Source organism: Marinilactibacillus sp. GCM10026970 (assembly GCF_042660675.1).
Taxonomy (GTDB): Bacteria; Bacillota; Bacilli; order Lactobacillales; family Carnobacteriaceae_A; genus Marinilactibacillus.
Genome location: NZ_JBHSUL010000034.1, coordinates 71629 through 85688 on the forward strand (window position 1 = coordinate 71629; position 14060 = coordinate 85688).

General features: G+C 36.1%; 14 protein-coding genes. 2 read left to right on the forward strand and 12 right to left on the reverse strand.

The features are described from left to right. The first annotated feature begins 213 nt into the window (after nucleotides 1–213). Complete coding sequence (lexA, locus tag ACFP65_RS11125) at nucleotides 214–849, forward strand: transcriptional repressor LexA (protein WP_379918612.1); 636 nt, start codon at nucleotides 214–216, stop codon at nucleotides 847–849. A gap of 67 nt (nucleotides 850–916) precedes the next feature. On the opposite strand, the gene ACFP65_RS11130 is transcribed toward lexA, so the two are convergent. Continuing rightward, the gene (locus tag ACFP65_RS11130; RefSeq protein ID WP_379918614.1) at nucleotides 917–1486 is read right to left on the reverse strand and encodes an NADPH-dependent FMN reductase; all 570 of its coding nucleotides are present in this window, start codon (nucleotides 1484–1486) and stop codon (nucleotides 917–919) included. 12 nt (nucleotides 1487–1498) lie between these two features. Continuing rightward, nucleotides 1499–2572: an LLM class flavin-dependent oxidoreductase gene (locus ACFP65_RS11135; RefSeq protein WP_379918616.1), complete on the reverse strand. Its 1074-nt coding sequence runs from the start codon at nucleotides 2570–2572 to the stop codon at nucleotides 1499–1501. Between the two features lie 114 nt (nucleotides 2573–2686). Between ACFP65_RS11135 and ACFP65_RS11140 the strand changes: the two genes are divergently transcribed. Next, entirely contained in the window at nucleotides 2687–3025 is a 339-nt protein-coding gene (locus ACFP65_RS11140; protein ID WP_379918618.1) for a winged helix-turn-helix transcriptional regulator, read from the forward strand. 67 nt (nucleotides 3026–3092) lie between these two features. On the opposite strand, the gene ACFP65_RS11145 is transcribed toward ACFP65_RS11140, so the two are convergent. The 10 genes from ACFP65_RS11145 to clpX form a co-directional block, all read right to left on the reverse strand. Beyond that, a complete protein-coding gene (locus tag ACFP65_RS11145; RefSeq protein WP_379918619.1) occupies nucleotides 3093–3605 on the reverse strand; it encodes an adenine phosphoribosyltransferase in 513 nt (170 codons plus the stop codon). Between the two features lie 30 nt (nucleotides 3606–3635). After that, a complete protein-coding gene (gene recJ / locus ACFP65_RS11150; protein WP_379918621.1) occupies nucleotides 3636–5951 on the reverse strand; it encodes a single-stranded-DNA-specific exonuclease RecJ in 2316 nt (771 codons plus the stop codon). Nucleotides 5952–6037: 86 nt separating this feature from the next. Next, nucleotides 6038–6907 carry a DegV family protein gene (locus tag ACFP65_RS11155; protein ID WP_379918623.1) on the reverse strand — a complete coding sequence of 290 codons (870 nt, stop codon included), beginning with the start codon at nucleotides 6905–6907 and terminating at the stop codon, nucleotides 6038–6040. Nucleotides 6908–6926: 19 nt separating this feature from the next. Beyond that, nucleotides 6927–7334, reverse strand: a complete 408-nt coding sequence (locus tag ACFP65_RS11160; RefSeq protein ID WP_379918625.1) for a LapA family protein — start codon at nucleotides 7332–7334, stop codon at nucleotides 6927–6929. 72 nt (nucleotides 7335–7406) lie between these two features. Further along, the gene (locus ACFP65_RS11165; RefSeq protein ID WP_379918810.1) at nucleotides 7407–8195 is read right to left on the reverse strand and encodes an SDR family NAD(P)-dependent oxidoreductase; all 789 of its coding nucleotides are present in this window, start codon (nucleotides 8193–8195) and stop codon (nucleotides 7407–7409) included. Then, on the reverse strand, nucleotides 8195–9142 hold the full coding sequence (gene rnz, locus ACFP65_RS11170; RefSeq protein WP_379918627.1) for a ribonuclease Z: 948 nt from the start codon (nucleotides 9140–9142) through the stop codon (nucleotides 8195–8197). Before rnz ends, ACFP65_RS11165 begins: the two co-directional genes overlap by 1 nt. Nucleotides 9143–9178: 36 nt before the next feature. Next, a complete protein-coding gene (gene obgE, locus ACFP65_RS11175; RefSeq protein WP_379918629.1) occupies nucleotides 9179–10480 on the reverse strand; it encodes a GTPase ObgE in 1302 nt (433 codons plus the stop codon). A 166-nt stretch (nucleotides 10481–10646) separates the two neighbouring features. Then, nucleotides 10647–11804, reverse strand: coding sequence for a hypothetical protein (locus tag ACFP65_RS11180; protein WP_379918631.1), 1158 nt, complete (start codon nucleotides 11802–11804; stop codon nucleotides 10647–10649). Beyond that, nucleotides 11801–12406 carry a ribosome biogenesis GTP-binding protein YihA/YsxC gene (gene yihA / locus ACFP65_RS11185; RefSeq protein WP_379918632.1) on the reverse strand — a complete coding sequence of 202 codons (606 nt, stop codon included), beginning with the start codon at nucleotides 12404–12406 and terminating at the stop codon, nucleotides 11801–11803. Before yihA ends, ACFP65_RS11180 begins: the two co-directional genes overlap by 4 nt. A 193-nt stretch (nucleotides 12407–12599) precedes the next feature. Next, a complete protein-coding gene (clpX, locus tag ACFP65_RS11190; RefSeq protein ID WP_379918634.1) occupies nucleotides 12600–13856 on the reverse strand; it encodes an ATP-dependent Clp protease ATP-binding subunit ClpX in 1257 nt (418 codons plus the stop codon). Between the last annotated feature and the right edge of the window lie 204 nt (nucleotides 13857–14060).

Here is a 14060-nt window from a genome sequence, read left to right on the forward strand (position 1 = left end):
TGCGAACAACCATTGTAATACAAATGTGCTTAAGAATCTAATTTCCTAGGGAAATTCTAGCTTATTTCGAACATTCGTTTGATTAGATGTTCGGTATATGATATAATTTTACTAAAGTTTACGAACAATGTGAACTCTTATTCACTTAATCATACACTAGACTACTATTATACTTAATTTAAACGATAATTTGAAGGGATGAGGTGTTACAATATGACTACTAGAGGCCGTAAAGGCGAAAAACAAATTGAAATCTTACGTTATATTCATGAACAAGTAAACAAAAGAGGATATCCACCTACTGTTCGAGAAATTGGATCTGCTACTGAATTGTCTTCCACTTCTACTGTTCATGGTCATTTAGCTAGACTAGAAAAAAATGGTTTTATTTTGAGAGATCCTTCAAAACCTAGAGCAATTGAATTCACTAAAGAAGGTTTGATCAAAATTGGAATTGATGAGTTTGAAAATCACATTCCGTTATTAGGTGTTGTTACCGCCGGCGAACCTATCTTAGCTGTTGAAGAAGCAACGGATTATTTCCCAATTCCTAATGATTTAGAAATTGAAAAAGGCAATCTTTTCATGTTGACGATCCGTGGTAACAGTATGATCAATGCTGGAATCTTTGATGGTGACCAAGTGATTGTCAGAAAACAAGAATCTGCCCAGAACGGTGACGTCGTCATTGCGATGACTGATGACGAAGAAGCAACATGTAAAAGATTTTATAAAGAACAAGGTTATATTCGCCTTCAACCAGAAAATGATACGATGGATCCGATTATATTATCTGATGTCTCTATCTTAGGTAAAGTTGTTTCTTTATACAGATCACATATCTACTAAAATAGGTTAAAACGAAAAGGCAGTCATGCTATGAAGGTAAAACATTTCATAGTCATGTCTGCCTTTTTTAGAATCCATATGCTTCTTCTTGAGCTTCCCAAATTCCTTTATAAGCGGTAGCCAGTACAATTGTATCCTCAATCAGTTTTTCAAGTCTGAAATGAATATCGTCGTTATTAATTTTTCCAGCTGTATAGTCTGTGTCTAGCAAGAAAACATAATTTGGAACAATAGTAGATTTCATGTAGCTGAGGATTGGCTTAAGCTGCTGTTCAGGTATTAAATAATGTCTATTGGAACCTGCTGTTGCAATGATTGCCGAAACTTTATTTTGTAAAGCGCTTTGCGGTAGTAAATCAAAGACATTCTTCAATGCAGCAGGTATGGATGCTTGGAATATCGGTGTCGCAATTATAAGAATATCCGCTCCCATTATGGTTTCTGTGATCAATTTATTATCCCCAGTATAATCAAGATAATTTCTTCCATCACTAAATTGCATCTCATAATCTTTTAGATCTAATAGCGTATACGAATGATCTACGCCATACTTTACGTTAAGTTCAGTCATGACTTTATCAGCCACTATAGAAGACTTCTCTCCTACATTTGAACCTGCCAATACGACGATATTCATCTAATCTACTCCTTATTTTCTAGTGTACTTTCTAATCGCTGGTAAAATTTTCTCTCCAATGATATCAATATTTTTCTTAATATCATCCATGGTAACTCCACCAAAATCCAGTTGAGCAACGTAACGCTGATTTCCAAATAACTCATGCTGATAGAGAATTTTTTCAATGATCAATTCAGGGTCTCCTACATTGATGACACTTCTGTAGTCTTGTCCATGAGCAAATGCCTGCTTAGGAAATCCTTGTCCATTTGTTTTTTTCATACCTTCATTAACGTGGGGATAGTATTCTCTAAAGGCGTCCATTTTATTAGTACTAGCATAAAAGAAGCCTGCTGTTGCTACTGGTAATGTTTTAATATCGTAACCAGCTTCTGCAGCTGTTTCTCTGTAAAGATCAATCGGCTTCTTGAATTCAGATGCCGGTCCGCCCAAGTGAGCTTGATACATTGGAACACCTATTGATCCAGCTTTTTGTGCAGAAGCATAAGAGCCGCCCACTGCTCTCCATATTGGTAGGCCATTCTGGTCATTATCTGGTCTAGGTATAACGTGTGCATCATTTAAAGGTGCACGGTATTCCCCTTTCCAACTCAACCTTTCATTTTCGTTGATTCCTACTAATAAGTCGAATTTTTCTTCAAATAATGCTTCATAATCTCTAAGATCATATCCTAGCAACTCGTATAACCCAATTCTTGAAGCACGGCCCGCTACGATTTCCATACGACCATTAGATAATAGATCGATTGTTGCGGCATCTTCAAAAACACGAACCGGATCAGACGTACTGATAATTGTTGACCCTGATGATATTTTGATCTGATTTGTAGCTTGTGCTATAGCTGATAAAATGATCATATGCGCTTGTGATAAGAAATGATCCTGGTGAGACTCCCCAAGCTGAAAAATATCTAATCCAGCTTCATCTGCCAGTACAGCTGTCTCTATAATTTCTTTGATTCTTTGTTGCGCAGAAATTCTTTTTCCAGTATGTGGATTTGGTAAATGGTCTCCAAGTGTATATAAACCAAACTCAAGTCCTTTACTTTTATCAATATTTGGTAAAATTCGGTTGTTGATCATGAATGAATCATCCCTCTTATAATTAGTAAGTTAATTATATCATGATTCTCTACCTATTGAAGTAGGTACTTTATAGTGCTATAGTATACTTAATATACTATAGGAGGTATACAGTTGATATCTGATTTAGAACCAGAACATTGCAAAGTAAACGAACCTTTAGACATCTTGTTTGGTAAGTGGACCCCTGTTATTTTATTGAATTTGATGCACACTAGTCCAATGCGTTTTAGCGAAATCAAGAGAGCCATTCCGGAAATCACACAAAAAATGTTGACTAAACAATTACGTGAATTGGAATCTCAACTAATTATTACCAGAGAAGTTTTTCCAGAAGTTCCTCCTAGAGTGGAATATTCCGTCACTACGTATGGTAGAACCTTGGAACCCATTCTTGATGCGCTTCATCAATGGGGGAATGCACACAAAAAGAAATTACTTGAAAATCAATAAAAAAGTACTGTACTGTCCTAGACTGATTTCAACTTTCAGTCTTAAGACACATACAGTACTTTTAATTTTAGTACTCCATTAGAGTGAAGATATCGTAACCTTTAATTTTATCTCGACCATTAAGGTCTTTCAATTCGATGAAGAATGCTGTTCCGACAACTTCACCGCCAAGTTTTTCAACAAGCTCTATCGTAGCAGCAATTGTTCCACCAGTAGCTAACAAGTCATCACATACTAAGACCTTTTGTCCAGGTTTAATTGAGTCTTCGTGTAGTTGAAGAACGTCACTACCATATTCCAAGCCATAGCTCACTTCAATGGTTTTTCTAGGTAATTTACCTTTTTTACGGCATGGAGCAAAGCCTATCCCTAATTCAAAAGCTACAGGACAACCAACAATAAAACCTCTTGCCTCAGGTCCAACAATCATATCTACTTCTTTATCTTTAGCGTATTCTACGATTTTTTGAGTCGCTTCACTATATGCTTTTCCGTCAGCCATCAATGGGGAGATATCTCTAAAAGTAATACCTTCCTGTGGAAAATCGGGAACATCTGCAACATAATTTTTTAAATCCATTATAAGTCTCCTTTTATTATACAAACGCATTTATTTTAAATTTTTCAGTGCCTCTGTCAGTTCTTTGAATGAACTATAAACAACGGTTTCTTCCACAGCGATATTTTCAAGTCTCTGCTTGTAAACTTTCGTCTCTTCAATAGCCATTTTACTCGCCTCAGAATTCACACTGAGCAGTCCGCCTTCTATTGTAACAAATCCGGCTTCTAAAAACACCCTGATTATGAATTTTAGAATCGTTTTATCCATTTTTAGATAATCTGCAAGTAATGCTCCTTTTTCTTTGAGATCAATATTTTTATGTTTTGCTAAAAATTTATATAGTCTAGCAAACTGTTCTCTTGAAGGCATGCCGAGTAAATAATCCTTACTTTTTGTATAAAAGATACAGTATAAGGTTTGTTCTTCATTATGAAGTACCGTATTTTTGACTAGTTCCATAGACTCAGGGCAGTCTACGATGACATAAGCTCTTTGAGCATCAAAATTCAAAGCATCCTCCGTTGTTGCAATCAATAGGCTATCTGATTTATCTGTCACAAAAGGACTATACTTAGTAAAATTCTGCTTATCATAAAAAAGATACGTAACGCCTTCCATCAGCAGATCTGATTTTTTTAAATCTGTGGTTCTTTTGTCTATGATGACTTGATTCAAAAACTTCATATCCGTTAACTGCATTTGAGGTTTTTTATTTCCATTCCATTCATTGATTTCTACTGTACCGACTACTGAAATTGGTGTATCTGATTTTAATGCATCCGCGATTGATCCATAATTAAACGCAATAACATCAAGAGGCGTCCCCTCTTGATCTACTTTTAATTTCAAATGCGTGCGATCGGCTCCAATGGCTCTAGCATCAAGCGGTGTAACTTCTGAGAAAAGGAATACTGGTTTTGGATTATCTGTTCCAAAGGGCTTCAGCAGTTCAATCTCTTTGATTGTATCCACACTGATGTCTTTTATCTTACTTTCTTCTTCTACAGCCAATTCGTCCATAAATTCTGTTGTTTCCTGAAGTTTTTCTGCTTCTTCGTTCAACGACTGTTTCAATGCTTGGATATTATCGACTGGTAAAGTCATTCCTGCTGCCATTTGGTGTCCACCAAAGTGTTTGAATAACGCTCTTACTTTGTTACCACTTTCATAGAGGTTAAAAGCTTTAATACTTCTAGCAGAACCTTTAGCTTCTTGAGTGGAAGGATTAATATTTAATATAACAGCTGGTTTCCCAGTTTCGTTGACAATTCGGCTAGCGACGATGCCTAAAACACCCTCGTGCCATCCTTCTTTTGCTAAAACATATATAGAAGACGCTTCTTGTTCTTTTAAAAGTTCAAGTGCTTCTCCTGATATTTTAGATACAATCTCTTTTCTTTCTTTATTTTTAGCATCCAGTAAAGTCGCAATTTCTTGTGCTTTTTCCTCATCAAAAGTCGTCAGTAATTCTACAACAGGCGTTGCGTCTCCCAATCGACCGATTGCATTGATTGGCGGAGCAATCTTGAAACCGATAGTTGTTTCGTCAATTTCCTTAAGAGAAAGTGACAAAGCATTAAAAAGACTCAAAACGCCTACTCTTTGAGTTTGCTTGAGTGCTTTTAATCCAAAATCCACAATCGCTCTGTTCTCATCTGTTAAGGAAACCAAATCAGCGATTGTTCCAATTGCCGCTAAATCTAGTAGTTCAATCGGCAAATCTCCTAAGAGGGCTGTAGCTAGCTTTAAAGCGACTCCAGCTCCAGACAAATCGCTGAATGGATAAGTACCACCTGGGTGATTTGGATGAACGACTGCAAAAGCTGCTGGAAGCGTATCAGGTATTTCATGATGATCAGTGACAATAACATCCACACCATTTTCTTGAACTTTCTGGATGGCTTCATGTCCGGCGACCCCATTATCTACGGTAATAATCAGTTGTGTTCCGTTTTCTTGAAAATAGGTAAAAGCTTGTAAATTGGGACCATATCCATCGACGAAGCGATCGGGAATAAAGTACTCCACGTTTGCACCAATGGATTCCAGTGTTTCGTACAAGATTGCTGTACTAGTTACACCATCTGCATCATAATCTCCGTAAATCATGATTTTCTCTCCAGATTCTATCGCTTCAGCAATTCTATCTACAGTCTTTTGCATATCATGTAATAAAAAAGGATCATGAAACCAAGACTCATCTGGACTAATAAATCTAAGGATTTCTTCCTTAGTTTCCAAGCCTCTGTTAAGGCATAAATTGATAAAAAAAGGTGAATGATTTAATTGTTCAGAAAGCTCTTGTATTTTTTCTGAATCGTTCTTAGAATTAATGATCCATTTCTTTGATTGTTTAAAAGTCAATATATCCACTCCTTGAATCGATTACTCTCACAATAAAAAAAGCATGAGCAATGGCAATACTTACTCCAGAGCTCTTGCTTTTAATTCTATTTTTCGTCTAGAAGTTGGACGCCTATCCCGATCAAACCTGGTCCTGTATGCACACCGAGTGCTGGACTAACCTGATCAAAAAAGATATGTTCATAATTTGGCAATCTTTTCTTAAGATCTTCTCGAATCGCTTTGGCTTCCTCTATTGCTGTCTCGCCACCATAAGCAACGCCTATATTGTACTTTTTAGAGTTTGCAACATAAGTTTCAACTAATTCGATTGTTTTGTTAACAGACTTAGCTTTCCCTCGTACTTTAGCGATTGTAGTATAGATTCCATCTTCATTACAGGTAATGATTGGCTTAAGGTTCAATACACTTCCTAGTACTGACTGAACCAATCCAATTCTCCCGCCTTTTTGAAGATACTCAAGCGTTGGAACATGGAAGTAAACTTTTGCTTTATTTGCACTTATTTGAAGGTTCTGTTTGATTTCTTCAAACGTTAACCCCTTCTCAACCTGGTGAGCAGCCTCAACAACGGATAAACCGGAGCCAATACCAATATTCTTAGTATCTAAAACAAACACGTCAAGACCTGTATAGTCTTTTGCAACTAATCTAACCATATTGTTGGTTCCACTAAGACCACTTGAAATCGTAATGGCTAGAAGTTTTTCATATCCTTCAGCTTTGATTTCATCGAAAATTCCTTTAATGATTTCTCCATCCGGAAGAGACGTTTTTGGAACTTCATTTTCCATTCGTTTATATACTTCTTCAGCTGAGATGTTCACCTTATCAGTATATTCACCGTCTTTAAAGATAATCTTTAAGGGAATTACTTTAATATCATATTTCTCTATAATCTCCTCAGGAACATCTGCTCCGGAATCTGCCATAATAGCAATTTTTTCTTTATTCATAGGGTTCTCCTATCTTATATTATAAAGTTTCATCTTCTACAGATATAGGTCTTTCATTCGTCTTGCTTTTAGACTTTTCTGTTTGAAGCGCTTTTTCTTTAACTCTTATTTCTTGTTTAAGCTGATCAATTTCTTTATTATATCTATCTTCTAACTCATTTACTCTAGCATTTTCGTGTTCTTTTGCTTGAATAGAAGACTTTTCTGCTTCTTTACGTGTTTTAGATTCTTGGTAAATTTTAACAGTTGACAATAACGTTGCAATAAGCGCTCCTAAAAGAAGAGCTCCTAAAATAACGATAATCAACGGCCATTCATATGATGCAAATCCAAAATTAATGGGTACTGGATCAACATTCAATACAGATAAAATCGCAACCAATAAAAATAAAATAAACGCACCAACAAAACTCCATTGTTTCTTCATTATTCTTATCCCCTTTTAACATATTCTAATTGAAGAATAACATGTTAAGTATAATTTTTCATTTATAGTGAATTATTTCATATCGAAATTATTCAAAATGATATAATCTCCCAGTCTAGGGAACATAGAATAAAATTTAGAAGCAATGTTCAAACTTAGTGGTAAAGTGACTTCTCTTTTATTTGTACCAATGATATTGATAGTTTTTTCAGCAACTTCTTGGCTTGTAAGTACAAAAGCCTGAATTTTTTCAAGATAACTCCCTGATGGATCAAATTCATCAAAAAATGCAGTGTCTACTGGACCCGGATTGATTGTTGTTACCTTGATATTCAGTGGAGCCAGTTCAAGCCTCAATGCGTTACTAAATCCAATTACAGCAAATTTAGTAGCAGAGTAGACGGCAGACTTGGGTGTTGCTATTTTACCTGCAATAGAGGCAACATTAATAATATGTCCGCTTTGTTTTTCAGCCATTTGCAAAGCCGCTAGTTGAGTTAAGTACATAACGCCCAGAACATTTACTCTGAACATATTTTCTGCTTTATTTAAGTCATATTTAATGAATTCTTCTGTATGACCAAAACCAGCATTGTTGATTAGTACGTCTATAATACCAACTTCTGTTTTAACTTTATTCATTGTTTCTTCAATTGCATCAGGATTGGACACATCTAGAGGATAAATATACACATCAGAAGTCGTCGTACTTAGGCAACGATTTTTGACTTCTTCAAGTTTATCTTCTCGTCTTGCACATAAAATTAAGGTTGCACCTTTACTAGCAGCAGCATATGCCATCTCTTCACCAATTCCTGATGAAGCACCAGTAATTAAAACGACTTTATCTTTAAGTTCCATCATTTAAGTTCGTCTCCTTCTCTTTCAAGTGGGATAGAGATTTCTTTAAGATCTTGCATAACATAAGTTTCTGGAAAAATATTCTGTGCTTCTTTTTGCAATTCATAAACGTCATTGCTCAAATAACGAGCACTAATATGCGTCAATAAGAGTTTTTTTGCATTTGCTTGTTTAGCGGTCTCGGCAGCCTGGACATTCGTTGAGTGATTGTAACTTGTTGCCAGTTTAACGTCTTTATGCGTGAATGTGCTCTCATGAACGAGCACATCTGCATTTTCTGCCAACTCGATACTCGCATTTGTTCTCACTGTGTCTCCAAGAATTGTAACCACTCTTCCTGTTTGGGAAGGGCCTACAAAATCTTTTCCATCAATAGTCGTACCATCTTCAAGTATAACTGTTTCGCCATTTTTAAGTTTACCAAACATAGGACCAAAAGGTACACCAGCAGCTTTTAATGCATCCGCTTGTAATGTACCTTCATGATCAGATTCTTCAATCCTAAATCCATAAGAAGGAATACCATGTTTGAGCTTTCTAACTGTTACTTTAAATTGTGTATCTTGAAATATGCATTCATTATCGCTAAATTCAACGAATTTTATTGGATATTTTATATGAGTAGCTGAAAATCTCAGACTGGATAGAACATACTGCTTAATGCCAACCGGACCATATATCGTTAGTGGTGTTTCTCCACCTTGAAAAGCTCTACTACTTAGCAAACCAGGGAGACCAAAGATATGGTCTCCATGCATATGCGTAATAAATATTTTCTCGATTTTTCTAGGTTTTAAAGTAGTATGCAGAATCTGGTGCTGAGTAGCTTCTCCACAGTCAAACATCCAAATACTGTTTCTTTCTTCAAGCAACTTCAATGCGATACTTGAAACATTTCTGTGTTTAGCCGGAACACCGGACCCAGTTCCTAAAAATAATAAATCCATAACTGTCCCCTAATTCTAATTCAAACTTGATGATTTTTATTCGACGAATTCAAATTCAAAGTTATCAATTCGTACGATATCGCCATTCTTAGCACCTTTTGATCTAAGTGCTTCATCTATACCCATTCCACGAATCTGACGAGCAAATCTCATGATTGATTCATCGTGGGCAAAGTTCGTCATTTTATATAGTTTTTCAAGTTTTTCTCCTGAAAGTACCCAAGTTCCATCAGGTTCTCTCATGATATTGAAGTGATCAACTGAAGGAGTGTGCTTGTACAATACTCTTTCTTCTTGTTCAGTTTCTTCATCATAAAGTGGGAATTCAGGTGTCGTTTCAAGTAATTCAGCAGTTCTAGATAATACAGCAGTTAATCCACGTTTAGATAAAGCTGAGACTTCAAAGAGTTCGTATGACCCTTCAAGTTCATCTAATTTTTCTTTGAAAATACGAAGATTTTCAGCAGAATCTGGCATGTCCATTTTATTGGCAATAATAATCTGCGGTCTTTCTCTTAGTTTAAGATCATACTCTTCTAATTCATTGTTGATTGTAATATAGTCGTCAATTGGAACTCTTCCTTCGATTCCGCTCATATCGACCACATGAAGGAGTACTCTTGTACGCTCAATGTGTCTAAGGAACTCAATACCTAGACCTACACCTTGAGAAGCACCCTCAATCAATCCAGGCATATCTGCCAGTACGAAACTTTGACCTTCATCCGTCTCTACCATACCAAGATTTGGTACGATTGTTGTAAAGTGGTAAGCACCAATTTTTGGTCTAGCTGCCGAAACAACAGAAAGCAAAGTAGATTTACCAACAGATGGGAAACCAATCAAACCTACATCAGCAAGAACTTTTAATTCAAGCTCAATTTCTTTTTCTTCACCAGGCTCACCATTTTCAGCAATCTCCGGTGCCGGATTTCGAGGTGTTGCAAAGCGAATATTCCCACGTCCACCACGTCCACCTTTTGCAATAACAGCTTCTTGGCCATGATTGACTAAGTCAGCATACATCTGTCCGGTTTCTGCATCTTTTACAATCGTACCAGGTGGTACTTTTACATAAAGATCCTGAGCTCCGCGGCCATGCTTACTTTTGGACATTCCATTATCCCCGTTTTTAGCCTTGAAGTGTCGATTGTACCTGAAATCCATTAAAGTTCTAAGGCCTTCATCCACCACAAAGATAATGTTTCCTCCGATACCACCGTCTCCACCAGCCGGTCCACCATCTGGTACATACTTTTCACGTCTAAAAGCAACCATGCCGTCTCCGCCATTACCTGCCTTAACATTTACTTTTACTTGATCTAAAAACATTGACATCTATAAATCCTTCTCTCCTGTGCAGTACTCTTGTTTTTCATTTTACACTATTACATCTTATAATACTAATTATCTTAAATGAGGGCATAATAAAAGCGGGACAAGCCCGCTTCTCTTTGTATTCAATTCAATCCATTAGAAGCACCAGTCAGCCTTCAACTAACGGTTAAGCTTTTGATGGCCTGGATATTGAGTCAAAGGATCCCTCTGAACCAACTGCTAAGTTGAAATAAGCTCGATTCGGGTCCTGATTCAAAGACAATTCAGTCATTTGTTGGTACTCTTCCATGAAACGTTCAGTTACTTGCATCATATTTTCTTCGAAAAAGAGTTCTGCATTCGCAACCTCTTCATCTGAAAAATCATTATTATGATACATACTAGGTGCTTCATAATGCACAAGAGAACCTAATAAGTTAAAGGTTTCCTGTTTTTCCTCTGAGAAATCTACTACAACCTGTTTTTTCTCAGTTTGCCGTATATTTTCAATACGCATCATAAGTTCTTCAGATAGAAGTTCACTATCAAATGAAGAAGCAACAATGATACCATCCGCATTACAGAACCTAAATCCGACAGAAGTTAAATCTGCAGCATGTAATCGGGTCTGTCTTTCTTCTAAATTTATTAAGTGAACCCAGTCTTTTAGCGTGGAGATCATTTTTTGACTGATTTCTGCATCCTGATGGATCACCGTAATCGATTCTACATTCAACTCCAGTAGTAACTTAGCTAAATGAATCGTATCGTAATCTGTTCCAAACAGCACAAATTTTTGTTCTGAAAGTGAATCCAATTTATCTTTAAGTATCTCAATTGTTTTAGAAGGTTCTGTCAGATAGAGAGGACGCATGGCTTCAGATATACGCATTTTTTTAGAAAAATCAATAGCTTTTTGGAATAGTTTTCTAAGGACATTGCCTAGAACATTTTTCTCTTCAGCTGATTTCATAGCGGCTTCAGCATATTTTAGCGTCGCGAGAGAACCTTTAGCTTTAGTCTCCATTCCACTTAAAGTTGATAATAAATGGTTGATCACATCTTTATTGAATTTACTATAAGTTTCTAAAATGATTTCTTTTAAAGGCTTACCCGTGTGTTTAGACAGATATCTTAAAAGATCACCATGCTTGAAACTCTTTTCGTCAACATTCAAATAGTACTCGCTACGTACCTCTGAAGATATAATACACACTTCCTGTACTCCTGGAAATGCGCTAATATCTTCTAGATGCGTCATCTTTTCTTGCTCACTAAGTTTATATCGATCGATATCATCAATAGATACGGTATCTTGATTTACACCATACATTAATAGTTTCAATTATGATCATTCCTTGTACTAGCAAGTATTTCATTCCAGACTTCTTCTCTTCCTTCCCGTGTTTCGGAAGAAAACATGATGACTTTATCTTCAGTAGCTAATTGAAGAGTCTGAACAACTTGGTTGATGTGTTTATTTCGTCTTGATTTCTTGATTTTGTCTGCCTTAGTCGCTACAACTAATACAGGTAAATCATAGTACTTCAAAAAATCATACATTTGAATATCAAGTTCTGTTGGATGATGTCTTAAGTCAACAAGCAGAATGCTTAAAGTCAGTTCTTCTCTGCTTGAGAAATAAATATTCATCATGTCTCCCCATTTTTTTTGTTCCGCATTCGAGACTTTTGCATAACCGTATCCCGGAACGTCTACAAAAAACAATGAGTTTTCTATATTAAAGTAATTTAAAGTTCTCGTTTTTCCTGGTTTACCAGATGTTCTCGCTAATTTTTTTCGATTTACCATTGTATTGATAAAAGAAGATTTACCTACGTTAGATCGTCCAGCTAATGCAATTTCTGGAAGTCCATCATCAGGATACTGGCTTGGAGAAACTGCACTTATAACGATTTCTGCATAATGAATTTTGTCTGTATTCATTTATTTTTCTCCTAAATATTATTTATTTCGATTGATATAGTCCTGTATAAGTATATCATAATCAAAAATTTTTTAAAGAACTTATTTAAAGAGTGTGTCATACATCTATCTTATGTTACAAACGTGTGACAAAGATAGAACTGTTAATGTAAAAAAAGATGTCCCTAATAAGAGACATCTTTCCTAAACATTTTTAAACAGTAACCAGTTCTCCATCGTGATTGTAATAGACGGGACTGCCCGTTCCAATGACTACTTCTGGCGTAATGATTACTTTTTGAATATCCTCTCGGCTTGGTACTTCAAACATGATTTCCATCATGATACTTTCAATGATCGAGCGAAGACCCCTAGCACCTGTATCTCGTTCTATCGCTTTCTTACCAATCTCTTTTAATGCTTGGTCATCAAACTCTAACTCCACATTATCAAGTTGCATCAATTTCATGTATTGCTTAACTAATGCACTCTTAGGTTTGGTCAGAATTTCGACTAGATCTTCTTCCGTCAATTTCTCAAGAACAGCAGTAATTGGAAGACGACCGATAAACTCTGGTATTAAACCATATTTTAGTAGGTCTTCTGGAATGATTTGTTGCATCATACTAGCATTTTCATCGAATCCTTTGCGAGTATTGGAAGCACCAAATCCAATCACTTTATCTCCAAGACGATTTTTGACCATCGTTTCAATTCCGTCAAAAGCGCCACCAACGATAAAGAGAATATTTGTTGTATCGATTTGAATCAGTTCTTGATGAGGATGTTTACGTCCACCTTGAGGAGGAACGCTTGCAGTAGTTCCTTCTAAAATTTTCAGCAAGGCTTGTTGAACACCTTCACCACTTACATCTCGAGTAATCGAAACATTTTCAGATTTTCTGGCAATTTTATCAATCTCATCTACGTAGATAATACCATACTGTGCACGTTCAACATCATAGTCAGCAGATTGAAGCAGCTTTAACAGGATGTTCTCTACATCTTCACCAACATAACCAGCTTCTGTTAAGTTCGTAGCATCTGCAATAGCAAATGGTACATTCAAGATACGAGCTAGTGTTTGAGCAAGATAAGTTTTACCGGACCCTGTAGGACCAATCAAACAGATATTACTTTTTTGCAATTCAACATCATCTTCTTGATTTGATAAGTTATTAACGCGTTTGTAATGATTATATACAGCAACAGACAAAGCTTTTTTAGCGGCATCTTGGCCAATAATATAATCATTTAGAATTGCTTTAATTTCTTGAGGTTTAGGAACCTCAGTATCTTCAGTGTAAACTTGTTTATTAAATTCTTCATCCATAATCTCTTTACAAAGATCTATACATTCGTTGCAAATGTATACTCCTGGACCTGCAACAATCTTCTTAACTTGGTCTTGTGATTTACCACAAAATGAACAAGAGATATTTCCAGATTGTTCTTCATCATTATCAAACATGGCAGGTTCACCTCAATTCTTCAAAATCTTCTCACTTTTCATATAGTAACATAGAACATGTGTGCTTGCCAATACTGTGACTCTATATAAAGACTACTTTTATTATGAAAAATGGGAATGCTGCAATAGCATTCCCTTTTCATATAATTACAATCAGTTGACTCATTTAAGAGAAACTTGTCGTAAGATCAACTAATCTAATTT